The sequence below is a fragment of the Frankia sp. QA3 genome (assembly GCF_000262465.1).
GTDB lineage: Bacteria > Actinomycetota > Actinomycetes > Frankiales > Frankiaceae > Frankia.
This window is the reverse complement of the sequence record NZ_CM001489.1, coordinates 2,900,119-2,924,277: the sequence shown is the minus strand read 5'-3', so window position 1 is coordinate 2,924,277 and position 24,159 is coordinate 2,900,119. Positions and strand designations below refer to the sequence as shown.

Annotated in this window: 18 protein-coding genes, 1 tRNA gene and 1 pseudogene; 9 read left to right on the top strand and 11 right to left on the bottom strand. The window is 71.6% G+C overall.

What is annotated here, in order from left to right; translation table 11 throughout:
- Positions 1 to 24 precede the first annotated feature (24 nt).
- From FRAQA3DRAFT_RS11990 to FRAQA3DRAFT_RS11975, 4 genes are read right to left on the bottom strand one after another with little or no spacing between them, the layout of a single operon-like run.
- On the bottom strand, positions 25 to 1,116 hold the full coding sequence (locus tag FRAQA3DRAFT_RS11990; RefSeq protein WP_009739298.1) for an LLM class flavin-dependent oxidoreductase: 1,092 nt from the start codon (positions 1,114 to 1,116) through the stop codon (positions 25 to 27).
- Positions 1,113 to 3,095 carry an ABC transporter ATP-binding protein gene (locus FRAQA3DRAFT_RS11985; RefSeq protein WP_009739297.1) on the bottom strand — a complete coding sequence of 661 codons (1,983 nt, stop codon included), beginning with the start codon at positions 3,093 to 3,095 and terminating at the stop codon, positions 1,113 to 1,115. Before FRAQA3DRAFT_RS11985 ends, FRAQA3DRAFT_RS11990 begins: the two co-directional genes overlap by 4 nt.
- Positions 3,088 to 4,905, bottom strand: a complete 1,818-nt coding sequence (locus FRAQA3DRAFT_RS11980; RefSeq protein WP_009739296.1) for an ABC transporter ATP-binding protein — start codon at positions 4,903 to 4,905, stop codon at positions 3,088 to 3,090. Before FRAQA3DRAFT_RS11980 ends, FRAQA3DRAFT_RS11985 begins: the two co-directional genes overlap by 8 nt.
- 28 nt (positions 4,906 to 4,933) lie before the next feature.
- Complete coding sequence (locus FRAQA3DRAFT_RS11975) at positions 4,934 to 6,133, bottom strand: LLM class flavin-dependent oxidoreductase (protein WP_009739295.1); 1,200 nt, start codon at positions 6,131 to 6,133, stop codon at positions 4,934 to 4,936.
- 1,373 nt (positions 6,134 to 7,506) lie between these two features.
- Here FRAQA3DRAFT_RS11975 and FRAQA3DRAFT_RS11970 point away from each other — a divergent pair.
- The 3 genes from FRAQA3DRAFT_RS11970 (at position 7,507) to FRAQA3DRAFT_RS11960 (ending at position 9,958) form a co-directional block, all read left to right on the top strand.
- Positions 7,507 to 8,562: an alcohol dehydrogenase catalytic domain-containing protein gene (locus FRAQA3DRAFT_RS11970; protein WP_009739293.1), complete on the top strand. Its 1,056-nt coding sequence runs from the start codon at positions 7,507 to 7,509 to the stop codon at positions 8,560 to 8,562.
- Between the two features lie 154 nt (positions 8,563 to 8,716).
- On the top strand, positions 8,717 to 9,364 hold the full coding sequence (locus FRAQA3DRAFT_RS11965; protein WP_009739292.1) for an HD domain-containing protein: 648 nt from the start codon (positions 8,717 to 8,719) through the stop codon (positions 9,362 to 9,364).
- Positions 9,365 to 9,394: 30 nt separating this feature from the next.
- Positions 9,395 to 9,958 carry an SDR family NAD(P)-dependent oxidoreductase gene (locus tag FRAQA3DRAFT_RS11960; protein WP_009739291.1) on the top strand — a complete coding sequence of 188 codons (564 nt, stop codon included), beginning with the start codon at positions 9,395 to 9,397 and terminating at the stop codon, positions 9,956 to 9,958.
- Positions 9,959 to 10,244: 286 nt separating this feature from the next.
- On the opposite strand, the gene FRAQA3DRAFT_RS34995 is transcribed toward FRAQA3DRAFT_RS11960, so the two are convergent.
- The 4 genes from FRAQA3DRAFT_RS34995 to FRAQA3DRAFT_RS11945 all read right to left on the bottom strand — a co-directional run bounded on the left by FRAQA3DRAFT_RS34995 (position 10,245) and on the right by FRAQA3DRAFT_RS11945 (position 15,400).
- The gene (locus FRAQA3DRAFT_RS34995; RefSeq protein ID WP_009739290.1) at positions 10,245 to 10,403 is read right to left on the bottom strand and encodes a hypothetical protein; all 159 of its coding nucleotides are present in this window, start codon (positions 10,401 to 10,403) and stop codon (positions 10,245 to 10,247) included.
- A 352-nt stretch (positions 10,404 to 10,755) separates the two neighbouring features.
- Positions 10,756 to 12,480 (bottom strand): bifunctional diguanylate cyclase/phosphodiesterase, encoded by a 1,725-nt coding sequence (locus FRAQA3DRAFT_RS11955; protein ID WP_009739289.1) that lies wholly within the window; start codon positions 12,478 to 12,480, stop codon positions 10,756 to 10,758.
- Positions 12,481 to 12,609: 129 nt separating this feature from the next.
- Entirely contained in the window at positions 12,610 to 14,769 is a 2,160-nt protein-coding gene (gene shc / locus FRAQA3DRAFT_RS11950) for a squalene--hopene cyclase (RefSeq protein WP_009739288.1), read from the bottom strand.
- The gene (locus tag FRAQA3DRAFT_RS11945) at positions 14,762 to 15,400 is read right to left on the bottom strand and encodes a TetR/AcrR family transcriptional regulator (RefSeq protein ID WP_035920894.1); all 639 of its coding nucleotides are present in this window, start codon (positions 15,398 to 15,400) and stop codon (positions 14,762 to 14,764) included. Before FRAQA3DRAFT_RS11945 ends, shc begins: the two co-directional genes overlap by 8 nt.
- Before the next feature lie 369 nt (positions 15,401 to 15,769).
- Here FRAQA3DRAFT_RS11945 and FRAQA3DRAFT_RS11940 point away from each other — a divergent pair, with 369 nt between their 5' ends.
- The 4 genes from FRAQA3DRAFT_RS11940 (at position 15,770) to FRAQA3DRAFT_RS11925 (ending at position 18,902) form a co-directional block, all read left to right on the top strand.
- Entirely contained in the window at positions 15,770 to 16,393 is a 624-nt protein-coding gene (locus FRAQA3DRAFT_RS11940; RefSeq protein ID WP_009739286.1) for a phosphatase PAP2 family protein, read from the top strand.
- 88 nt (positions 16,394 to 16,481) lie between these two features.
- Positions 16,482 to 16,566 (top strand) — tRNA-Leu (locus FRAQA3DRAFT_RS11935).
- A 58-nt stretch (positions 16,567 to 16,624) separates the two neighbouring features.
- The gene (locus FRAQA3DRAFT_RS11930; RefSeq protein ID WP_035920893.1) at positions 16,625 to 16,948 is read left to right on the top strand and encodes a hypothetical protein; all 324 of its coding nucleotides are present in this window, start codon (positions 16,625 to 16,627) and stop codon (positions 16,946 to 16,948) included.
- 421 nt (positions 16,949 to 17,369) lie between these two features.
- Positions 17,370 to 18,902, top strand: coding sequence for an ISL3 family transposase (locus FRAQA3DRAFT_RS11925; RefSeq protein WP_035920892.1), 1,533 nt, complete (start codon positions 17,370 to 17,372; stop codon positions 18,900 to 18,902).
- Positions 18,903 to 19,344: 442 nt separating this feature from the next.
- Here the strand turns inward: FRAQA3DRAFT_RS11925 and FRAQA3DRAFT_RS11920 are convergent, their stop codons facing one another.
- Positions 19,345 to 19,641 (bottom strand): MerR family transcriptional regulator, encoded by a 297-nt coding sequence (locus tag FRAQA3DRAFT_RS11920; RefSeq protein ID WP_009739283.1) that lies wholly within the window; start codon positions 19,639 to 19,641, stop codon positions 19,345 to 19,347.
- 145 nt (positions 19,642 to 19,786) lie between these two features.
- On the opposite strand from FRAQA3DRAFT_RS11920, the gene FRAQA3DRAFT_RS11915 reads away from it, so the two are divergent.
- Positions 19,787 to 20,005, top strand: coding sequence for a hypothetical protein (locus FRAQA3DRAFT_RS11915; RefSeq protein WP_157467311.1), 219 nt, complete (start codon positions 19,787 to 19,789; stop codon positions 20,003 to 20,005).
- Position 20,006: 1 nt separating this feature from the next.
- Positions 20,007 to 21,230, top strand: a complete 1,224-nt coding sequence (locus FRAQA3DRAFT_RS11910; protein ID WP_009739282.1) for a PP2C family protein-serine/threonine phosphatase — start codon at positions 20,007 to 20,009, stop codon at positions 21,228 to 21,230.
- A gap of 153 nt (positions 21,231 to 21,383) precedes the next feature.
- Here FRAQA3DRAFT_RS11910 and FRAQA3DRAFT_RS11905 read toward each other — a convergent pair whose 3' ends face one another.
- Positions 21,384 to 22,292 (bottom strand): phosphorothioated DNA-binding restriction endonuclease, encoded by a 909-nt coding sequence (locus tag FRAQA3DRAFT_RS11905; protein ID WP_009739281.1) that lies wholly within the window; start codon positions 22,290 to 22,292, stop codon positions 21,384 to 21,386.
- Between the two features lie 963 nt (positions 22,293 to 23,255).
- Positions 23,256 to 23,715: pseudogene (locus tag FRAQA3DRAFT_RS36005) on the bottom strand (IS5 family transposase); the annotation flags it as partial.
- Positions 23,716 to 24,159: the final 444 nt, after the last annotated feature.

Below are 24,159 nucleotides of genomic sequence, written 5' to 3'. Positions count from 1 at the left end.
GCCGGTGGGCGTGGTCGGGCGGGATCAACCGGCGGTGGCGTGGGGGGCCGGGGTCCAGCCGAGGTGGGGGGCGACGGTCTCGGCGAGGTCCTCGAGCAGCCGCAGGTTCTCCCGCAGCCCGAACGCGGGCGGCAGGAACGCGATGAGTTCGTCGGCCAGTGGGACGCTCGGATCCGCGAGCAGCTCGTCGACGACGGCGGCGGGGTCGCCGTGGTGCACGGGGCTCATCGTGAACCGGGAGATGGGCGCGGCGACGGGCGTCAGCGCCCCCGCCGGACGGGAGGCGGCGGGCCCCTGGGTGCGCCGCTCGGCGTCGTAGGCCGCGTAGACGCGGGCGAGCTGCGGCGAGGTGGCGGGCAGCACCGAGCGCGCGACGGCGACCCGCGACGGCGACGTGCCGGGGTGGGCGCCGCGGTAGGCCTCGATGGCGCGGGCGAGCTCCGCGCCGTAGTCGTCGATCTGCCCGCTGAGGATGGTGCTCAGCAGCAGCCGCAGCCCCTGGCGGCCGACCCGCTCGGCGGAGGCGACCGAGCCACCGCCGTACCAGACCCGCTCGGGCAGCGTGGGGCTCGTCGGGCGGACGAACAGCTCGGTGCCCGCGGGGAGCAGCCCGTCGGGGTCGATGATCTCGCCGACCCGCTCGCCGCGCACGGCGCGCAGGAACGCCGCGAGCCGGTCCTGGGACTGCGCCCGCCCGTCGTTCGGCTCCTGGCCGAAGACGGCGTCGAAGCCGCCCTGGCCGGTCCCGAGGCCGAGCTGCAGCCGTCCCGCGCTGAGCAGGTCGGCCGTGCCGGCGGCCTCGGCCAGCAGTACGGGGTCCTCGTAGCGCACGCCGATGATGGCGGTGCCGAGGCCGATGCGCTCGGTGTGCTGCGCGACGGCCGCGTGGAACACCAGCGGGGAGGCGAGGTAGTTGTCGAAGTGGCGCTGGTAGACCCAGCCGGCGTCGTAGCCGAGCTGCTCGGCGACGCGGAACAGCTCGATGCCGTCGCGCAGCGCGGCGCCGGCCTGCCCGGTCGGGAAGGCGATCCGCGCGTTGAAGCCGAGCCGGAGCCGGCGCGGCGTGGGTGTGTCCGCCGGGTCGACGGCGGCGGTGACGGTCGCGGGGGCTGTCATGGGGTGCTCTCCTTCTGACGGTGGAGGGTCCTGCGGGGCTCGTCGCCGGAGGATGTGTGCTCGACCCAGGCGGCGTGCAGCTCGGCGTAACGGCCGGGGACCCGGACGAGGTCGCTGTGGCGTCCGCTCTGGACCAGGCGCCCGTGGTCGAGGACGAGGACGCGGTCGGCGTGCTCGGCCGTCACCATGCGGTGGGCGATCGAGACGGTGGTGCGCCCCACCGTGAGCGCGGCGAGCGCGCGCTGGACCCGGACGTCGGTCGCGGGATCGATGCCGCTGGTCGCCTCGTCGAGCACGAGCAGGTCGGGATCGACCAGCGCGGTGCGGGCGAGGGCGACGAGCTGGCGCTCGCCGGCCGACAGCCGCTCCCCCCGCACCCCGACGCGGGTGTCGAGGCCGTCCGGCAGCGTGTCGAGCCACGGGCGCAGGCCGAGCGAGGAGACGATCTCGCCGAGCACGTCGGAGTCGCCGAGCCCGTCGGAGTCGCCGAGCCCGTCGGAGTCGCCGAGCCCGTCGGAGTCGTTGAACAGGTCTGGGTCGCCGCGCAGCCCGACGCCGATGTTCTCGGCGATCGTGGCGTCGAACAGGAACGGGTCCTGCGGGACGATGGCGACGCGACGCTGGAACGACGCCTCCGACACCCGGCCGACCGGGACGCCGCCGAGCAGGACGCGGCCGCGGCTCGCCGGGATCTGGCGAGTCAGCAGCTTGGCGAACGTGCTCTTGCCGGAGCCGGTCTCGCCGACCACGGCGACGTGCTCGCCGGGGGCGATGGCGACGGTCAGGTGCTCCACGACCGGCGGGCCCGCCCCGTACGCGGCGGCGACGTCGGCCAGCTCGACCCCGATCGGCCCGGCGGGCAGCTCGCGCGCGTCGGCGCCGGTGACCACGCCCGACGGCGTCGCGAGGATCTCCAGCGCGCGCCGCCAGCCCACCACGGCGTTCTGGATCTCCCCGAGCGTCTGCACGAGGGCCTGCAGGGGTCGGACGAAGACGCTGACGAGCAGGAGCATCGCGACCAGCTCGCCGGCGGACAGATGCAGCGCCGGTTCCCACCGGGTGTGCGCGGTCGACCAGCGGGTTCCGGCGACGACCACGAACGCGGTCATCGCCGAGATGGCGACCTCGCCGAGGGCGGTGTTGACGTGCAGGGGCACGAGGGTGTGGCGCTGAGCCGACGCCGTGCCCGCCACGGCGTCGTCGACGGCGGCACGGGTCCGGGTTTCGGTGCCGGTGGAGCGGATCACGGCGATGCCGGTGACGGCCTCGCCGACGGTGGACTGCAGCACCGACACGCTCCCGCGCACGGCGGCGTAGCGGCGGGCGACGACCGCCTGCAGGCGGCGCATGACGACGAACAGCAGCGCCGACAGGACCAGCACCGGCAGCGCGAGCTGCCAGGAGTAGGTCGCGACCAGGACGCCGGCGATGATCATCTGGGTGATGTTGACGAGCAGCGCGACGCCGCCGTTCTGCACGAAGGTCGTGACCGCCTCGATGTCGCTGGTGAGGCGGGTGACGAGGTCGGCGCCGGCCAGTCCCGCGAACGTCTCGGGGGCGATCTCGTGGATGCGGGTGATGCCCTGCGTGCGCAGCTCGGTGAGGGCGGCCTCCGTGCGGCGGTAGACCCGCCGGTTGAGCCAGCACGAGGCGAGCACGGCGGCGACGGTGGCCGCGGCGCCGACGAGCACGGCGCGCCCGACGACGTCCGCGGCGCCGCCGCCATCGGAGTCGAGCAGGCCGTGGTCCAGGGCGTACTGGACGGTCAGCGGGGTCACGATGCGTCCGCCGCCCGCGACGAACGCCAGCAGGACGGTCAGCGGCAGGCCGGCGGTCAGCGCCGGGGTCGTCGCGCGGATCAGCCGGCCGAGCTCACGCACCCCGACGGAGCTCAGCTCGGCCAGGCCCCCGTCGGCGCCGCCCCCGTCGGCGCGGCCCTGGTTGGCCCGGCCCCGGTCAGGGCGGCCGTGGTCAGCCATGGGCGGTGTCCGCCGTTCCGTACGCCTGGAGGATCCGCCGGTAGTCGGGTTCGGCGTCGAGCAGCTCGGCGTGGGTTCCCACGGCGACGAGCCGGCCCGCGCGCAGGAACGCGACCCGGTCGGCGATCAGGACCGAGCTGGGGCGGCCGCCCACGATGAGCACGGTGGTGCGCCCGCGCAGGCCTGCCACGGCGGCGAGCACGTCGCGCTCGACGGCCGGGTCGAGGGCGGAGGTGGCGTCGTCGAGCAGGATGGCGCGGGGCGCGCGCAGCAGGGCGCGTGCCAGGCACAGCCGCTGGCGCTGCCCGCCGGACAGCCGCGTGCCGCGCTCGCCGACCCGCGTGTCCAGTCCGTCCGGCAGGTCGCGTACCACGGTGTCGGCGCCGGCGGCGGCCAGCGCCTGCCAGAGTTCGGCGTCGGTGTAGGGGCGCCGCTCGCGCGGGTGGCCGTCGAGGCGAAGGTTCGCGCGGATGCTGCCGCCGGCCATCCAGGGGGACTGCGACACGACGGCGAGGTGCGCGGGAATCTCCCCGCGGGCGAGGTCGCGGGCGCGCACGCCGCCGATCTCGACGACCCCGTCGGCGGGGTCGACCTGGCGGGCGAGCAGGTCGATCAGGGTGGACTTGCCCGAGCCGGTCGCACCCACCAGGGCGACGATCTCGCCGGGTCGCACCGACAGCTCGACGTCGGCGAGCAGGTGCCGCCCGCCCTGGATGTGCCCGACGCCGCGCGCCCGCAGCCCCAGGGCGCCCGCGCCGGCCAGGGTGCGCGTGCCGTAGGCGGTGGTCTCGTCGGAGTCGAGGACGGCGGCGATCCGCGACCGGCCGGCCGCCGAGATCGGCAGCATGGCGAGGAAGCGGCTGATGACGCTGAGCGGGATGGAGATGGTGAGCAGCAGGTAGACGACCTCGACGAGGACGCCGACGCTGAGCTCGCCGCTGTCGACCCGGCGCGCCCCGACGGCGAGGACGGCGAGGATCGCGACGCTCGGCAACTGCTCCAGGACCGGGTCGAACACCGAGCTGACGTCGCCCATCGAGGTGGTGGCGCGCCGCAGCCGATCCGCGGCGGCCCCGACGCGGGCGCGTTCGCGGTCGGCGAGACCCAGCGTGCGCACGACCTGCGCGCCCTCGATGCTCTCCAGGGCGAGGGCGGCGAACTCACCGCGGCTGTCCTGCACGGCCCGCGCGCGGGCGGCGAGCAGACGCTGATAGAGAAGGTTCAGGCCCAGAACCGAGCCGACGAGGGCGACCCCGACGAGCCCGAGGGCCGGATCGTGCCCGAACATCTGGACAAGCGCGACGGCGAGCATGACGACCATGCCGAACGCGAAGAACCAGAAGACCATCGGGAACCACAGGGCGTCCACGTCGGACACGGCGGTCGACAGCAGCCGGCCGGGCGCGTGCCGACGGTGCCAGGCCAGGTCCAGCTCGAGGTAGCGGCGGACGACGGCGCGGCGGACGCGGGCCTGTGAGCCGTACTGGACGTGGCCGGTCGCGATGCCCCGGGCGATGATTGTCGTCCACCGCAGCGTGGAGACGCCGAGGATCGCGCCCGCGGCCAGCCACCAGGTGGCCCGCCCGACGTCGCCGCCGGCGAGGGCCGGGACGATCAGATGATCGGTGGCCCACCCGATCGCGGCGGCGCCGAGGACCATGGTGACCCCGTTGACGACGCCGGCGACGGCGCCGACCAGGGCCGCCCCCGGATGGGCGATCGAGCCGTCGAGCATCGTGCGCAGTCCCGCCCAGAAGGTCCCGTCCCCGCCGCGGACCCGCTCCCGCCCGTCGTGTCTCCGTTTCACCATGGTCTCGGCGTGAATGTCGCCCTCGCCGTCAGCGGACGCCGGCGAGCGCGGCGGCGTCGAAGCCGGGGGCGAGGGCGCCGGGGTGGGCGTCCTGAAGGGTGCCGCGCTGCCCGGTGGCCGCCCGGTGCGCGATCTCCTGGCGGACCAGCGGCAGGACGTGGCGGCCGTAGTCGACGGCGTCGGCGAGGGTGTCGTAGCCGCGGATCGACACCAGGCTCGCGCCCTGGTCGACGTAGTCGAGGATCGCGGCGGCGACCGTCTCCGGGCTGCCCACCAGCGCGGTCGACGCGCCCAGGCCGCCGGTCGCGGCCGCGGTGCGGGTCCACAGCGCGCGGTCGTAGACCTCGGACTTCGCGGCGAACGCGAGGGCGCGCTGCGAGCCGACGTTCTGCGGGGCGCCCTTGAGGAAGGCGCGAGCCGGGCCGGCGTTGAAGGTCTGCTCGATCCGGGCGGCGTAGTCGAACGCCTTGCGCCAGGCCAGCTCGTCCGTCCGGGCGATGATCGGGCGGAAGGTCACCCAGATGCGCGGGCGGTCGGTCCGGCCGGCCGCGGCGGCGATGCCGTTGACCCGGTCGATCTCGGCACGCAGGTCGGCCAGCGGCTCGCCCCAGAAGCTGAAGATGTCCGCCTTGGCGCCGCCGACGGCGAACGCGGCGTCGGACTGCCCGCCGATCGAGATCGGGATGGTGCTGCCGTACGGCGCGAAGCCGGGGCCGAACTCGTCGAACTTGTAGAACTCGCCCTCGTGGCTGAACGGGCTGGTCTCGGTCCAGGCGCGGCGCAGCAGGTCGATGAACTCCGACGTGCGCGCGTAGCGGCGGTCCTTGGGCAGGTAGTCGCCCTGGCGGGCCTGCTCGGCGTCGTTGCCCCCGGAGATGAGGTGGACGACGGCGCGGCCCTCGGTGAGCTGGTCGAGGGTCGCGAGCTTCTGCGCCGCCACCAGCGGGAACGTGGTGTTCGGCCGCAGCGCGACGATGGGGCGCAGGCGCTCGGTGAGCTGGCCGACGGCCGAGGCGAGGACGAAGGAGTCGGCGCTGTTGGAGCCGTAGGGCAGCAGCGTGTAGTCGTAGCCGGACTCCTCGAGGGCGCGCACGTACTTCTTGAAGTACGGCAGGTCGATGCCGCGGCTCGGCAGCGGGTTGAGCTCGGTCGACGGGTTGAGGTGCGACAGGCTGATGAACTCGACCTGCGGGGACGCGGTCTCGGGGATCGCGGTGGGGTTGGTCATGGCGCCAGTCCTTTCGAAGCTGTCGTACGCGGTCGGGCCGGTGCCGGGGCGCGGCCGTCCCCGGGGGTCGTTGTCGTGGTTCGTCCTGGTGGTTCGTCCTGGTGGTCGCTTCGGGGCACACGGGTCGGGACGGCCCGTCCGGGGTGGCGTCGCGGGTCGTCGTGGCGGTGGGGTCATGCCGCGGCGGGCCACGTGGGCGGCCGGCCGTCGTCGGCCCGCGGGAGGCTTTCCCGTGCGGGATCTCGATGCTGTGCTGTCGGAGCGACCGGGCCCGAGGTCGGCGTACGCCGCCCGCCGGGCCCCGCCTTCGCCGCGGCGTCGCGCCCGAGGGAGCGCCGGGACCGGTCCGCCACGGAGTCGGGTCTGCCGTGGATCAGTCCGCTCGCCCGGTCAGGGCGGTGCCGCAGAGGTCCGTCCGGCGAGCTCCGACGCCTGGTACAGGGTCAGGCACCGTCCGGGTACGGGGAGACGGTGTCATCGAAGGCGCGGTGGGTGTGCAGGCCGGGACCGGCAAGGAGCGGCGGTACCGCGGGCTGGCGGGACCGATGGGCGGCGGGACCGGCGGGTGTGAAAGGCGGATCACTCAGCGTGGGCGACAGCAGGCGGAGGCGAGGATTCCGAAATCGACGAATCGCCGGCGGGTCAGCATCCGCGGCGGGGCGGTCATGCGCGCCGGGCGGCGGGCACGCACTGGAACCAGCCCGCCCGCGTTCCCACCCAGATTCCCTGACATGTTTGTCAGGATGATGGGAAATTGTTGTGCTGTCCAACGCCTATCCGCGATCGCACCGATCGGGATTCGTCATCGATCGAATGACGCGCGGCACCGGCGATGACCGTGGTCACGACCTTGTGGACGGCCTCGGCCTGCGGCGGGCTCGGCGGCGTCGAACAGCTGCTCGCGCACGTCGCGCAGGGCCACCCCGGTCGGCCTGGTCCCCTCCTCCTGCTCTCGGCGGGGCCCGGCAGGACTGCCTGGTGGGCACCTGCCCACTGATCCGAATCGTCGAGGCGTGGCGGTGGGGACACACCATGATCGTCGGAGTTGAGGTCGTGCCGGGCGGCAAGGCACGGCTCCGCGGAACACCATGATCGTCGGGTCGGGTCGGGTCGGCGCTCGGACGCGTGGCACGGTTCCGTGCTCGACACGCTGAGGCCCGACCGGCGATGACGAGTCAGCCCTCGCGTCGTCACATGCGCGATCTCCCCTGTGACTAAAACCGAGCCGCTCGAACGTCCGCCTCCCGGTCGCGGACGACGCGGCGAAAGCGGTACAGTCGTCCTGACTGCCCAGAATCAATGTATCGGCTCGTTTTCCCGGCGTTCGTGCGACCGGTCCGAAAGAGCGGCAGAAATATATCAGGGAGAATTACGTGCGCGCTATACAGTTCGCAGGGGTGCGGGACGTCCGCCGGACGGAGGTCTCGAAGCCCACCATCGGTGCTGGCCAGGCCCTCGTCAAGGTCACGGCTGCCGGTGTGTGTCAGACCGACATCCACATCCGCAGCTCGGCTGAACAGATGATTCCCGACGGGACGATCCTGGGTCACGAGATCGCCGGCGAGATCGTCGACATCGCCGGCGACGTCCCGTATTTTTCCCCGGGCTCCCAGGTGATCGTGCACCCGGTATGGTCCTGTGGTGTGTGCCGGCTGTGTGTCGCCGGCCAGGAGAACGCCTGCCGCAACACCGGGAACCGGCTTCATCCCGCCCCGACGCCCGGGGTCTCCGTGAACGGTGGAATGGCCGACTACGTTGCCGTGAATGCTTCCGCCCTGGTCCCGGCCGACGGGCTCGACCCCGCCTTCGCGGCCGTGCTCGCCGATGCGGGCCTTGTGCCTTACCACTCCATCAACGCCACCCGGGACCTGCTCCGGCCGGGTTCCACGGCCGTGGTCATCGGGATCGGCGGCCTCGGGCAGTTCGCGGTCGAGCTCCTCCGGGAACTCAGCGGGGCGCAGATCATCGCCCTGGACATCAGGGACGCCTCACTCGCCGCCGTCCGGGAAAAGGTCGACCACGCTCTTCGCTCCGACGATCCAGAGGTCGCCGCGAAGGTCCTGGCGGTCACCGATGGCTACGGTGCCGACGTCGTCCTGGATCTGGTCGGCAACAATCAGACCCTCGCGCTGTCGGGCGCCATCGTCGCGCCCTACGGCGCCATCCGCGTACCCGGGCTCAGCGACGGGGTCTTCTCGTTCGAGACCTCCCAGACGTCGGTCTCACTGCCGTGGGGCGCGTCGCTCACCCGCCCCTACAGCGGGACCCACCAGGATCTCCACGACCTGGTGGCGCTGGCCCGGACCGGCCGGATCACCGCCGACCTGCACCGTTACAGCTTCGACGACGGCCTGCAGGCCTTCGACGACCTCGAAGCCGGCAAGATCTTCGGCCGTGCCGTCATCGTCATGGCGGACGCGACGTCCTGACCCGGCAGTGTGGGAGAGGTCGACGCCGCTCACGCCCCGGCGGTCGTCGACCATGCCCCCGGCCGTTCCCCCGGTCGTGGCACTGGGTACGTCCATCGGCGTGTGTCGTCGTGGCCGGCCGACGACGGATCAGCTGCTGACGTAGGGAGTCATCATGACCAGCAGCACGGTGTCGCTCGCCGGCGTCCCGGTACCGGACACGAGCCTGGCCGCGCAGGCCACCGAACTGGTACGCGACGCGACCGACGACCTGATCTACCACCACTCGCGGCGGGTCTACTGCTTCGCCGGCCTGCAGGGCCGCCATCGTGGGCTGAGCTTCGACCCCGAGCTGCTCTACGTCGCGGCGATGTTCCATGATCTCGGCCTCAACGAGCGGTTCCGCCGCAGCGGCCGGCGTTTCGAGGTGGACAGCGCCGACGAGGCACGCCGCTTCCTGCACGGGCACGGGATGCCCGAGGACAGCATCCGACGGGTGTGGACGGCCATCGCCCTGCACACCACCCCAGGCATCCCGGAGTTCATGGAGCCCGAGATCGCCCTGCTCACCGCCGGGGTGGAATACGACGTGCTCGGGATCGGCTACCACGACGTCAGCGACGCCGATCGGGACGCGATCACCGAGCTGCACCCCCGGCCGGACTTCAAACGCCGCATCCTGCGGGCCTTCACCGACGGCATCGCGCCCAGACCGGACACCACCTTCGGCAACGTCAAGGCGGATGTCCTCGCGCACTACCTGCCCGGCTTCCGCCGCCGCGACTTCGTCGACACCATCCTCGACTCCCCGTGGCCCGAGTAGCGGGTGATTTCTCCGTTGGAGGGCAAGACGATGACCACCTCCGTGATCATCGGTGGAAGCGGCGGACTGGGGCAGGCCATCGCCGTACGCCTGGCCGACCGGGTCGATGAGGTCATCGTCACGAGCCGCGACCAGGCGCGTGCGGACGCCGTTGCCCGCCGGATCGGCCCCACAGCACGTGGACTGTCCGTGGACCTGTCCCAGCCGGACGCCATCGCCGCCGACCTTGCCGACGTCCCCGGCGTCGACGACCTCGTTATCACCGGCGTCGAGCAGGGCGCGAACAGCCTCCGCGAGAAGGAACGCCCCTATCCTGGCTCCACGTTCGTGACAGCTTCTAACGGCGGAATCAGCGGCCTCGTCAAGACCCTCGCCGTCGAGATCGCGCCGCACCGCGTCAACGCTGTCCATCCGGGCGTGGTCGGCGACAGTCCGAAATGGCGTGACACACCTCATCACCCGCACGTGCTCCGCACTCCCATCGGACGACTCGTCACGGTGGCCGAAGTCGTCGACGCCACGGAATCTCTGCTCCGCAATACCGGCGTCAACGCGCACGACCTGTTCGTCGACGGCGGCCTGCTCGTCACCTGACCCGGCACTCCACCTTCGCGGGGCCGCTGCTGGACGCCAGCCCCGACGCCGGTCGTCATCTATCCTGACGGGCATCGCACAATCTGTGACCGCCGCCGAACCCGCGGCCGACGGCGGTGTCGGGACCACGGGGTTTTCCGAGTGGGTGCGTACCGCGTTGCGCTGGCCGTGCGGAGACGTTCACCCGTCATTCTGTATACGTTCCGGCTGGCCCGATAGCTTGCCGAGGCTCGGCAGAAGGACAGCGGGTCCATTGGTTCGAGATGGCTCGACCCCGAAGCGCGACCTACACAGCCCTTTTCCAAGAAGAAGCCGAACCGTTTCGGTACTGAAGGATCGTTCCCACCATGGTCGCGGCGGGCGTCCTGACCGCGACGACGTCGATGGCGGCGAGCGCGAAGCCCCCGACCGGCACCGGGAACGCCCCGTCCACGATCGCCGTCATCGGTGACCTCCCTCACGACCCGGACAAGATCGCCGCTTTCCCGGCGAACATCGCCAAGATCAACGCCGATCCGGCCGTGTCTCTCGTCGCGCATCTCTCAAGCTCAGCATCGACCCGTCGGCCCCGGACGTCTTCAGCTGGGCGCGCGTCAACTTCTGATCCGCGCTCCCCGCGATCGCGGTCCACGAAGCGACCAGGGCTCCGGGCGACCGTCGCGGCCTGCGGAAAGCGCCATGGGCGCTGCGCCGTCTCCAGCACTTCGAGAGCGGCCAGCGCCCTGCGCGGTCGGCGTTCGGCGTTGGGTGTTCGGCGTTGGGTGTTCGGCGTTGGGCGGTCGGCGGCCGGCAAGGGGTCATCGCGGACAAGGTCTGCCGCAGCCGGGCGATCCGCGCGGAGCCACGCCGGCGCGGTACCGGCCGTCGGGGTCGGTGAACTGGCCGGCCAGGCGGGTGCGCATCGTGGTGTCGTAGGCCAGGCGCCGGCCGGGACCGTCGCGCTTGGCGGTGTACATGGCGATGTCGGCGGCGTTCAGGAGGGTCTCGGCGTCGGAGAGGTCCGGGTTTGACAGGGCCAGTCCGACGCTCCCGGTCAGGGTGACGGGACGGCCGAGCAGCCGGACCGGTACCGCGAGAGCGGTCACCACCCGGTCGGCGATCGCCTCGAGGTCGGCGGTGCCGTCGACGTTCTCGCACAGGACGGCGAACTCGTCGCCGGCGAGGCGTCCCGCGACGTCACCGGGCCGCACGGCGTGTGAGAGCCGGGTGGCGGTGGTCCGGAGCAGGTCGTCGCCGGCCTGGTGGCCGAGGGCGTCGTTGATCGCCTTGAAGCCGTCGAGGTCGACGAACAGCACTCCGACCTGCCGGTGGTCGTGGTCGGCTCGGCGCAGCGCCCGGCTGAGGCGGTCGAGCAGCGCGGTGCGGTTCGGCAGGCCGGTGAGCCCGTCGTGCAGCGACCGGTGACGGATCTCGCTTTCCATCTGGAATCGCAGGGCCGCCGAACCCAACACCGCGGCGACCGAGTGGACGAACTGGCGCTCCTCGTCGGCGAGCGGCGCCCGGCACAGCTCGATCACCGCCAGCGGCCTGCCGAGGTGTCCGATCGGCACGGTCACGCAGGCGGTGGGGGACCGCGTCGGATCCTTCCGTGTCCTGGGGCGGTCAGGCTCCTGCGGTCCGCGTCGATCCTCGCGGGCGAGCAGGCCGGCCCGCTCCCCGTTCGCGTCCAGACCGTGAGCCTCCACCAGGTCGGCACCAAGATGGTCGGCCAATGCCCGCACCGCCCGCTCCCACAGCTCGGCCGGGTCCCGCGCCTCCAGAGCGCGCCGGCCCAACTCGGCGACGACCGCCTGCTCGGCGGACCGGGCCCGCAGGCTGGCCAGCGCGAGGTGCAGGTCGGTGACGTCGCTGGCCACGGAGGCGACGGAGGCCACCCGGCCCCCGGGCCCCGGGATGGGCACGAGATGCACGTCGAGGCGGCGGCCGAACGCCTCGATGACCTGGTGGACGCGCTGCCCGTCGAGCGCCTGCCGCATGAGCGACGTCGCCTGGGGCAGGTAGGCGAACGCCGTGAAGATCGACGACGCCCGCGCCTCCAGCAGCCCGGCGGCGGCCTCCGGACTGGCGGTCCCCTCGCTGACGAGGACCCGCCCGTTGCGGTCGACCAGGAACATCGACACCGGCGTGTTCTCCACGATGAGCCGCAGCCGGTCCTGGGCGGCGATCTCCTCGGACACGTCCTGGAGATGGACGACGAAGTACTCCTCGCCGTCAGGATCGGCGCGCAGCACGATGGTGGCCAGGGCGTGCCGCAGGTCGCCGTCCGGCTGCAGCAGACGGACCATCATCCGTTCCCGGCGTCGGCCGCTGGCCTGGCGGAAGCGGATCTGCGCGTGCAGGCGGGCATGGTCCTCCGGGGCGGTGATCTTCTCCCAGTCCAGGCCGACGACCTCCGCCTCGGGGCGGCCGAACAGGGCGCAGGCGGCCGTGTTGGCCCGGCGGATGCGGTGATCCCGCACGGTCGCCTCGACGACCGCGATGTCCAGAATCTCGATGAGATCCGGCTCCGCCTCCTGGGGCATGACTGTTCACCCGCCTACCAGCAACTGCTGTCGGGTTTCGTCGTACCCGGAGCATCTGGCCGTAAGCAGGCGTATACATTCAGTGATGATTGCGCAGGGTGTGCGGAGACGGCCGCCCGGCGATCCGGTTCAGCCGGACGGATGCTGCCGGCTGTGCAGGTAGCGGCCGAGAGCCATGACGGGCCACACCAGCCGGTAGCCGTGGTAGTTGAGGTAGAAGAAGCCCGGGAAGCCGGTGCCGGTGAACATCTGCTCGTCCCAGCCGCCGTCCGGCCGCTGCTGCTCGGTGAGCCAGCGGGCGGCGCCGGCGAGGGCGTCGGCGTGGCAGTCCTCGTGGTCGGCGGCGAGCAGGCCGAGCATCGCCCAGGCCGTCTGCGAGGGCGTGGAGATCCCACGGCCGGACCAGGCCGGGTCGGTGTAGGAGCGGATGTCCTCGCCCCAGCCGCCGTCGGGGTTCTGCCGCGACAGCAGCCACTGCGCGCCCGCGCGCAGGGCCGGGTGGGTCGGCGGGAGTCCCGCCGCCTGCAGGGCGGGCAGGACCGAGCCGGTGCCGTAGACGTAGTTGACGCCCCACCGGCCGTACCAGGATCCGTCGGCCTCCTGGTTGCGCAGCAGCCAGTCGACGCCGCGCAGGGTGCGCGGGTCGCGGATCCGTCCCGTCTCGCAGAGCAGTTCGACGACGTGCGCGGTGACGTCGGCGGACGACGGGTCGGTGAGGGCGCCGAAGTCCGCGAACGGAATCTGGTAGACGAGGGCGCTGTCGTTGTCGGAGTCGTAGGCCCCCCACCCGCCGTCGCGGGACTGCAGGGCGAATAGCCAGGTAGTCGACCGTTCGAGGGAGGCTTTGACCGCCTCGTCCGCCGGGTGGCGCAGCCGATGCAGCCGGTTCAGCCGGTGCAGCGCCAGGACGACCTCGGCGGTGTCATCGGTGTCGGGGTAGGTGTCGTTGTCGAACTCGAAGGCCCATCCGCCCGGCGCGACCGTCGGGTGGGCGACGGCCCAGTCGCCCCTGCGGTGCTGGATCTCCTGGCCGAGCAGCCAGTCGGCGGCGCGTCCCAGCGCCGTCGGAACCGTCGCGGCCTGCGCGGCAGCGCCGGTCGCGCCACGCTGGGTGGGCAGCGGGGGCGGCACGTCGAGGTCGGCGTCGACCCCGGCGTCGGCCAGAGCGAGGACGGCCAGCGCCGTGTCCCAGATCGGTGACTGGGAGGCCTCGACCATGCGTGAGCCGTCGTCGCGGTGCAGCGTGTAGGCATCGAGCGAGCGCAGCGCGGCGGCGAGGACCGGATGGTCTAGGTCGTAGCCGAGCAGGCGCAGCGCGATGATCGAGTAGACGGCGGGCGGTTGGATCCCGCCGAAGCAGCCGTCCGCCTCCTGCCGGGCGATGATCCAGCGTTCCGCGGTGCGCAGGGCATGCCGGCGCAGCGGCCCGATCGGGTGCCGGTGGTAGCGGTGCAGCGCCGCGTCGAGCCCCCGGAAGAAGGTCTTCGGCGCGCTCGGCCGGTCGCGTCCCAGGAGCCGGATCGCGCCGTGCAGTCCCCGAGGGCCGCTGCCGGGGGCGTCGGGGACCTCACCGGCGCGCAGCTCGTCCAGGTCGAACGGCGCCGGCCGCTGGGGGCGCGCCGCCGAGACGATCGTCAGGGGGACGATGGTCTGGCGGGCCCAGGAGGCGAACGAGTAGATGCTCAGCGGCGCCCGGGGGGGAAGGAACATGATCTCGGGCGGCAGGACCGGCAGCTCCTCCCAGCGCCACCAACCGAACAGCGCCAACCAGATCCGGGTGAACACCCTGGTCGCCGGGATGCCACCGCGCTCGCGGATCCACGCGGCGCTGCGCCGCAGCAGCTCGCCGTCGACGGGGTCACCGGCGAGCCGCAGGGCGATGTAGCACTCGACCGTGGTGGACAGCTCCCCGGGACCGCCGAAATAGGTCGGCCAGGAACCGTCGTCGAGGCGCCGGGAGCGAATGTGCTTCGCGGTGGCCTCGGTCTGCGCGGCGGTACGGATGCCGAGGTACTCCCGCAGGAGGAGGTCCTCGGCGTCCATCGTCGGATTGGTCTCCAGGTCGAACTTCCACCATCCGCTGGGGTCCTGTAGGGAGAGCAGATGCTCGGCGGCCCGCCGAACCGTCTCCCGCAGCCCGTTCTCGGGCGTGGACGCAGGCGTGGGCTCGGACGCAGGCGCGGGTTCCCCGGCGGGCGCGCCCTGGGGCAGGGTGTCCGTGCGCCCGGGGTCCGGGGCGTGGTGGGTGCCATCCGCGCGGTCGACATCGCAAAGCTCGAGGTCAGGCACGGTGTGCGGGGTTCCTTTCGATGGCGAGGCTGTCCAGGCAGATCAGGGCGGTGGCGACGAGGTCCGCGGGATCGGTGCTGTCCGAGGCGCACCAGGCGCGCACGGCGACCTGCACGGCAGCGAGGAACGTGAAGGCGGCCAGCGAGGCGTCGAGGTCCGTGCGCGGCTGCGGGCCGTCGGGATCATCGCCCTCGACGAACTCCAGCGCGAACCGGTCACCCAAGGCGACAATCCGGTTCTGCACCGCCCCGGCGAGCGTCGAGGCGTTGCCGATCGGCAGCAGATGATCGGTGTAATGCCGCAGCGACTCGCCGTCCGGGGACATGATCGTCCAGGCGTCGAGGACCGCGGCGCGCAGGGCGGTGAGCGGCGGCTCGTCGGCGGGGCGCCGGCGCAGGGCCGTCAGGGTGAGCTCGCCCATCTCGTCCAGCGGCGCGAGCGCCACCTCTTCCTTGTTCGCGAAGTAGCGGAAGAAGGTGCGGACGGACACCTCGGCGCCGGCCGCGATCGCCTCGACCGTGGTCGTGTCGTAGCCGTTGGCGTGGAAGAGGGCATGAGCCACGTCGATGATCGACTGTCGCGTGCGGCGCTTCTTGCGTTCCCGCAAGCTCTCCGCCTGCTTCTCGGACACCCCGCGAACCACCCACCGACCTCGCCGCCACCAAACTGACATCTCGAAACATATGGCACGAACTGCCACATGGCAAAGGGTGCCTACTGCGTCCATGTGTCAGATGCCACCCGGTGACACCCTCTCGGCGCTGCGACGTACTGCGGAACGCGGGGGCCCTGGCTCGGCGAGCCGGTCGTGAGGCGTATCGGCCATCAGGTCGGGTAGGCCGTCATGCATCCTGACCTGGGTATTTCGCGGCTGAAGTCCAAATCGGATCGGATCGGACAGGAGGTGGGCGCCGCGGCCGGGCCTCGACGCGGTCCAGGCGCTCCACGCGCGCCTGCCCGCAACGCTCACCCGTGCATGCGCCGAGAGGACGAGCCCAACGTGCCAGTCACCTCCACGAGGACCCCGCCCGAGGGCATTCCGCTCCTGGTCGACCGCGGCATACTGCGCGCCGTGGTCGCCGTCACGGGTAGGCGCGCTCCGGTAGTGATCAGCTCCCTGAGTAACCGCCAGAAGCCGTGGCTGGCCGCGACCGCGGTCCTGCTGCTGCTCGGTGAACGTCGAGCCGCCGCGCGAGGCCTGACGGCCGTCGTTGCGGCGGGGGCGGGCAACGGAGTACTCAAGAGCCTGGTCGACCGGCGCCGTCCCCAGACGTCGGACTCCGCCGGTCGTCCCCCGTCCGGCGACCCTCCCCGCAGCGCCTCGTTCCCGTCCGGCCACACCGTCACGGCCGTCGCGTTCACCATTGCCGTCACCGATGAGCTGCGCCACCCGCTGCTCGCCGCCACTCTCGCGAGCGCGGCCGCCGCCATCGGGCTCGCCCGCGTCGCGGCCGTCCGCCACTGGCCGACCGACATCGCCGGCAGCGTCGCGATCGGAGCCGTCAGTGGTGTCGCGACCCGGCGCCTGGTTCCGTCCCCGCGCCGAGCCGCCGGCGGGCGGGAGATCGGAGGGACGGGACCGAGGGCCCTTCGGCCGCGGTGTTCTGCGCCCCCACGGCCTTGATCTTCCGGTGGTCGGGGGTAGCGACAGGCACCCACTCTGAGCGTGTAACATCGCAGACGTGCGCGGGTGAGACACCCCGCGACCACCTGTCCGGGTGGCGGAATGGCAGACGCGCTAGCTTGAGGTGCTAGTGCCCTTTATCGGGCGTGGGGGTTCAAGTCCCCCCTCGGACACGGCCACTAGGCCCACCGATGGTCTTGGTGAGGCCTCGGCGGACACGATGCGCGTCTCATGGTCATAGCTGAGGCGCAGTCCCAGTTGCTGGTAGATCTCCGCCTTGTCGGTGGGGTCTGCTGTGCGAAGGACGGTGGCGATCCCGCCGAGGGCTTCGACGATGTTCTTGATCTCTTGGCGGGTGAGGCGGGGCGGCGCGGTCTGTTTCCGGTCGCCTGTCCGTGCGAGGGCGGCTACTGCCTCGGCGCGTTCGGCCTGGGTTTCGTTGATCCAGCCGGTGACGAGGACGGAGTCGGCGCCGGCTTCCAGGGCAGCGCGGTGCTGGGCGAGCTTGCGGTCGCAGGCGGCGATCTTTCTGCGGTTCGGGTCGGTGGCGGCTGACGTCTGCGTGGGCTGCTGGGTCGCCAGGGCATCCAGGGTGGCTTCGAGGTGGTGGGGGGCGAAGGCTGTGGCCAGCCAGGCGTCGAGGTCGGGCAGGATCGCGTCCTCGCGCAGGTAGACGGACAGCGGGTGGTCGATCAGGTTGGCGATGGCGTATTCCTGCGGGTAGCGGCAGCGGTAGTGGGCATGTCCGTGGTTCCAGGTGCCCTGCATGCGTCGGCCGCACTGGAGGTGGACCAGCAGGCTGCGCAGGGCGTAGGGGTGCGGTGTCCGGGTCTGGGGCCGGTCGGAGCTGGGGCCTCGATGGGGAGTGTCAAGATAACGGCTCTGTCGCACTTTCGGTGGTGACGGAGCGTGGTCTCTGCGGAGTCTCGTTCCCGCGGATCGGTGGTCTGCCGCATGTGAGTCGACACGATGTGTCATGTGCGGTGCGGATTGTCTGGTGAAGGTGGCGTTTTCGGGGCTGTCGCCGCTGGTCGTGGAGGAGGTGATCGACGATGGTGAGCTGATCCGGGTGCGGACGCGGACGCCGGACGCGCCGGCGACCTGTCCTGGCTGTGGTGTCGAGACGTCGCGGGTGCACGGCTACCACCTGCGGACGGTGGTCGACCTGCCTGTCGACGAGCGCCGGGTGGTCGTGGTGGTGCGGGTGCGCCGCCTGGTGTGCCCGACTCGGGGCTGCCGGCAGACGTTCCGCGAGCAGCTGCCCGGTGTCCTCGACCGCTACCAGCGCCGCACGTCCCGCCTTGCGCGCCAGGTCGGCGTGGTGGTGCGGGAGTTAGCCGGCCGCGCGGGCGCACGCGTGCTGTCCGCGCTGCGCGTGCTGGTCTCCCGGCACTCCGCCCTGCGCGCGCTGCTCCGGCTGCCGCTGCCCGCTCCGCGGGTGCCCCGCGTGCTCGGCGTCGACGACTTCGCCCTGCGCCGAGGCCAGCGGTACGCCACCGTGCTCATCGACGCCGAGACCCGCCAGCGGATCGACGTCCTACCCGACCGCCTGGCCGGCAGCCTCGAGGCGTGGCTGCGGGCCCACCCGGGCGTCGAGGTCGTCTGCCGCGACGGCTCCGGGGCCTACGCCGAAGCCGTCCGCCGCGCGCTACCCCACGCGTTGCAGGTCGGCGACCGCTGGCACCTCTGGCACAACCTGGCCGAAGCCGTCTTGAAAGAGATCGCCGCGCACAGCGCCTGCTGGGCCAAAGCCGGCCCGCCACCGAGCGAGGGCCCCCGGGCCGCGACCACCCGTGAACGCTGGGCGCAGGTCCACGACCTGCTCGACCACGGCGTCGGCCTGCTCGAGTGCTCCCGCCGCCTCGGCCTCGCGCTGAACACCGTCAAACGCTACGCCCGGATCAGCGAACCCGAACGCCTCATCCGTGCGCCGCAGTACCGCTCCACCCTCGTCGACCCCTACCGCGACCACCTGCGCCAGCGACGCGAACAGGACCCGGCCGTTCCCGTTCTGCGCCTGTTCGACGAGATCACACAGCTCGGCTACACCGGCAGCCTCAACCTGCTCTACCGCTACATCAGCCAGGGCCGGGTCGAAGCCGACCGTCCGGCGATCTCACCACGACGACTCACCCGCTACCTGCTCACCGCCCCCGACCGGCTCACTGACCGTCAACGGGAGCTGCTCGACACGCTCACCGCCGCCTGCCCGGAGATCACCGCCCTCGCCGGCCTGGTGCGCTCGTTCGCCGCGCTGCTCACCCCCGCCGACGACAATGCCGAACGGCTGACCGTCTGGATCGCCGAGGCCCGGGCCGAGGACCTGCCCCACCTGCACGCGTTCACCCGCGGGCTCGAGCTGGACCGCGACGCCGTGAACGCCGCCCTGACCTGCGACTACCACAACGGCGGTACCGAAGGCGTCAACACCAAAACCAAACTGATCAAGCGGCAGATGTACGGACGCGCAGGCTTCCCGCTCCTCCGCCACCGGATCCTGCTCGGTTGACATCACGCTCCGTCACCACCCAAAGTGCGACAGAGCCGTTGTTCTTACAGTCCCGCGTGGCGGCGCGACCCGCCCTCCCGAGCTGAGGGAACGGACAGATCGGTGAGAATCTCGCTGGGACAGATCACCGAGAAAGGCACGAATGCCCAGGCCGCGGCACAGCTGCGGGACAAGTTTGACGAGAACCTATACTTTTGACGAGATTCTGCCTCGACGGCATAGGGAAAGGGTCGAACCAGCGAACACCCGAGCGTCCCGTTGCCGATCAGGATAGTGAGGTGGGAGATCCGGGGGCCGCTGTCGGCCCTGATCTACACGTCGGTGTCGTCTGCGCGCCGACCAGGTTCGTCGAGTGGCGCGGTCTTTGTCGTGTCAGGGGTCGGCTGTTGCTGGTGGGTGCTGAACCGATGGTGTTCGGCCCGTAGCCGGCGCTGGTCGTGCTTCAGCTGTTGTCGTCTCGGAGCCGCCGTTCGTCGTCCCGCAGCTGCCGTTGCTGATCCTGGAGGTCGAGCACCATCGCGATGCCGGCGAGGTTGAGCCCGGCGTCGAGGAGGTCCGTGATGCGGCGTAGCCGGTCAATGTCGTCGGGGCTGTAGCGGCGGGTGCCACCGGCGGTGCGCGCGGGACGCAGGAGCCCGCGGGCCTCGTAGAGCCGCAGCGTCTGCACGCCCATCCCGACCAACTCGGCCGCTACCGAGATGCTGTATACACCGCGGCCGGCCTCCGGACCTTCTTCCACGCCTACCTCCGTTGGTGGTGTGGCTCTCCACGTTTGCACACTTATATGGGCTGTGCTATACAGAATCTCAAGTGCCCACCACACATCTCGGTGGTGGGGACGGCGGCCTCAAGGGGAGCATCAGGGCGAGACGGCGGTGGAGGCGATGCTGGTGCGTACCGATCCGTTCCGCGAGGCCGAACGGCTCACCCAGCACCTGCTCGGCCGGCCCGGCCTCGGCGGCGCGCGCCCTGTTCCGCGCCAGCGCCACGGCCAGGACGAGCAGCGGGCCGGTGCGGGCAGCGACTCCATCGATCGAGGCTGGCCTGGCTTGTCAGGCGAGGCGACGACCGGTAAGGCGCGCCGTCCCGGCGGGGTGAGCTGAAGTGCCCTGGCGGGAGGGCCACCGGACGGACCTGGGTGACCTGCTGGCCGCGGCCGAGTCGGCGGCGCCGGTGGACGCCGTCGACGTGCTGACCGTCGAGTTGGCCAAGGCGGTCGGCGCGACCGAGGTGCGGCTGTTGATCGCCGATTTCAGCGGTAACGCGCTCGTCCGCCTCACCACCCACGCCGGCGACCTCGCCGCGGACAGCCGGGTGCACGGCCAGGAGATCGCGCAGCGGCTGGCGCTGGCCGGCACCCCCTACGAGACCGCGCTGCGTAGTCAGCAGGTCGTCATCGACGGCGACCCACACGCCGGCCCGGTGCGGGCGATAGCCCCGGTGACCAACCGGGGGGAGGCGATCGGCGTCGTCGAGCTGGCGTTGCCGGAGCCGCCGGACGGGCAGACGGAGCGCTACCTGGCGGCCGCGGCGAAGGCGTTCGCGTTCGTGCTGGTGGCCAACCGGCGGTTCACCGACCTGTTCGCCTGGGGACAGCGTTCGGTGCCGCTGTCGCTGGCCGCCGAAATCCAGCACCGGCTGCTGCCCGACGCCTTCACCTGCGACGCTGGGCAGTTCACCCTGGCCGGCTGGGTCGAACCGGCCGGCGAGGTCGGCGGCGACACCTTCGACTACTCCCTGGACCGCACTACCTTGCACCTGTCGATGACCGACGCCATGGGCCACGAAGTCGACGCCGCCCTGCTCGCCACCCTGCTGGTCGGATGCCTGCGCAACACCCGCCGCGCCGGAGCCGGGCTGGCCGCCCAGGCCCAGGCCGCCAACCAGGCCCTGTTCACCCGGGCACGCCCCGACCAGTTCGTCACCGGCCAACTCGCCCGCATCGACCTGAACACCGCCACCGCACACATCATCAACGCCGGGCATCCACTCCCGCTACGGGTACGCGCCGGGCGTGTCGAAGCCCTGCCGCTCGCCCCCGACCCGCCCTTCGGGATGTTCGCTGACACCACCTACCGGGTCCAGCAGATCCCGCTCGAGGCCGGCGACCGTCTGGTGTTCCTCACCGACGGCGTCCTGGACCGCAACACCGCCGCCGCCGACAACATCGCCGCCGATCTGGCCGAAGCCGGCGACCTGCACCCCCGCGAACTCGTCCAACAACTGACCCGCGCCCTCCTGCGCGTCACCGGCGGCCATCTCACCGACGACGCCACCGTGCTCTGCCTGGACTGGAACGGCGGCCCACCCTCCGCAAACCCCACCTGATCGGCATCCACAAGCCCTAGCATCGGACACTCACGGCCTACTGACTCCGGGCGATGTTCCCTTTGCGCGCGTCCGACGAGACGTACCAGCCGGGTGGGGCTTCAAGGCAATATCGCCATTTCGGGCGGTCCAACAGCGGCACGGCCCAGTCCTTCAGGCCGCGTCGCTGCGGAAGACCTGGCGGTCATGCCAGGTGATGTGCTCGACGTCCACAAGGGGTTCGCCGGGGCGGGGTGAGGCGAGCGGGCGTCCGGCGAGGTCGTAGACCGCCCGGCCGGCTGGCGCCTGGGCGATGTAGAGCTCGGACACCTTGAGCCGGCGGTCGGGGGTGAGGCCGAGGACGCCGAGGTCGAGCAGTGTGTGGTGCAACGAGCACAGCGCCAGCCCGTTGCTGACGTCGTCGGGGCCGTGTTGGCTGTGCCAGCGCACGTGTGCGGCCTCCACGCCAACGGGGATTGGTCCGATCCGGCCATCGAAGCCGCAGGCGGCGCAGGAGTAGGCGTAGACCCGCAGCACCTGTTCGGTGAACGCGGCGCTCCGCCGCCGCCGGCTCACCACCGCCAGGCGGGAGCCCTCCACCGGCATAGCCACGTCGAGGCCGACGGCGTCGCAGATGACCGGTGCCAGGGCGGAGGTGAAGTGGCGGTCGAGCAGCAGCCTGGCTGCGGCGGCGAGCGTGGCCGGATCGGCGAGCAGCCGCTCGACGTGCTCGTGAAGCCGGCCGGTTGCGCTGAGATCGAGCAGCAGCCGGCGTCGCTCCGGCAGTTCAGGGCCGAGCAGCCCACCGATGGCGTCGCGGAGATCCCACAGTTCGCGTTCCAGGTGCACGAACGGCATCGCTGCCCGTTGCCGCGCCGTCGCGCGTTGTGCCGGAGGACCGAACTGGTTGATCAGCCGGCCGACCGGCTCCTCGGCGTCGGCGTAGCTCACGGCGCTGCTCCCCGTCGCGGCCAGCCGGCCCAACAGCCACAACAACAGCAATGGTTTGTGAGGAACGCGGACCGCACCCACCTGGGCTCGACGCAACCGACCCAGACGATCAAGTAGCTCGACGCTGTCCATTACGGCGATTCAACCAGCGCTCGCGCGCAGGCAACACGGGCACCGCACCGAGTCTGGGCGGTCACGATGGTCAGTAACAACACCGATCTCGTCACCGGTCTTACCGCGTCGTTCTCCTTGTATAACCAGGCCTCGGTGGTTAGTGGGCAGTCGTCGTGCGGGTCGGCAGCAGCATGGCGGTGGGGACGTCCATTGAGGTTCCGGCCGGGTCGCAGGTCGCCCGGTGGTCGCGACCGTGAGCCCGTTGGCGGATCTGGCGCAGAAGGACGATCATCCGGAGTCCAAGTTCACCACTGTGGGAGTGCATGTCCAGCAGGGGACGGGATCGGCAGTCGGGTCCTCGGTGAGCGAGTCAGCGGATATCAGCAGCCGGTGCATCAGGTCTACGCCAGCGTTGCCTGTTGACGCGGCCGGGGCCGTCATCGGTGGGGGAGAGCACCATGTCGATGCCATCGATCCGGGCCAGCGGGTGGGATTCTCCACCGACGGCCTGCTTGTTTTCGGTGCGCCAGCACGGTGCGAGGCGTTTCCCTCCCTGTCCGGCGCCTCCGGTTAGGCGTCTGAGCAGTGTGGAAGTGGTCAAGCACCATGAGGGGCTGGACCCTCGGCATGGAAGTCCCTCGTGAGCCTCTGCCATCCGCCCGCTGGCCAGTCGGACGATCTGAGCGGCCCGACCGTCCGGGTGGTTCAAGATAGTCAATCATGTTGACCTAGCCGCATGGCACGGTATGGATCACGATAAGGAAATACGAGTTCGTCGCCGGTCATCGAGTGATGCTCGCACGATGTTCCTCCTCGCCTGCGGTCACTGGTCCCCTGCTGGCCGAAGAGCGAGAAAGCGGGTGCGCTGGTGAAGGGCGTGGGCGTAGTGGTCGAGTCCCCCTCGGACACGGCCACTAGGCCCACCGATGGTCTTGGTGAGGCCTCGGCGGACACGATGCGCGTCTCATGATCATAGCTGAGGGACGAGTAGGCCTTGTCCGCCCGCACCCGTAGCGGCCGGGTCCGAGGCCGGCCAGGACCCGGCCGTGGCACCCGAATCGCGTCGAGCACCACGGTGAACTGCGGACTGTTGCCCACGCTGCCCGGCCGTGACGACCAGCGACATCGGTTTCTGTCCCTGCTCGACCGCCAGATGAAGCTTGCTGGTCAGGCCACCCCGTGACCGACCCAGGGCATGATCGTCTGGTTCCGCCGACACTCCGCCCGGTGGCTCCTTCTGCTCCTCGCCGTCACGGCGGGCCCCGGCGGCGTGCTGGTGGGCCCGGCACACCGTCGAGTCCACCGACACCTCCCAGGTGATCAGTCCCGCCGCGTCCGCGCGTGCCCGCAGGGCCGTGAGGATCCCGGCCCACACACCGGCACGCTGCCAGCGGCGGAACAGCCCATACACGGTCTGCCAACGGCCGTACTCGTCCGACCAGCCGCAGCGTCGGCGGGGCGTCGACCGCGGGTACTCGAAGGACGGCACGGTTAGCTGGGCGAACACGTCGGGCAGCAGGATCTGTGCGTCGCTGATGACCGGCATCGCAGCCGTTGCGCCCAGCCCCGCCATGACCTCCTGGGTGCGCGCGGTGGCGCTGGCCAGCTGCGCGGCGAGTTCGGCGTTGAACGCCGCAGCCGCTCCCCGCACGTCGAGCCCGTCGCGCGGAGGAGGGGACCCATCATGGTCAGCTCAGCGCCGCTGAGGGTCAGGGGAAACACCCCGAGGCCCCGACAGTGCGCCGCGGCCGGATCCCGGGCGCTCCCAGCAACTGCGGCCGCGTCCCCGTAGAAGGCGGCCTCGTGGAGGACGGCGGCGTCCGGCTGCTGCGCCAGGACCTGTTGCAGCACGGCGTTTTGCGCGGGCGCCATGGCGGTGAACCAG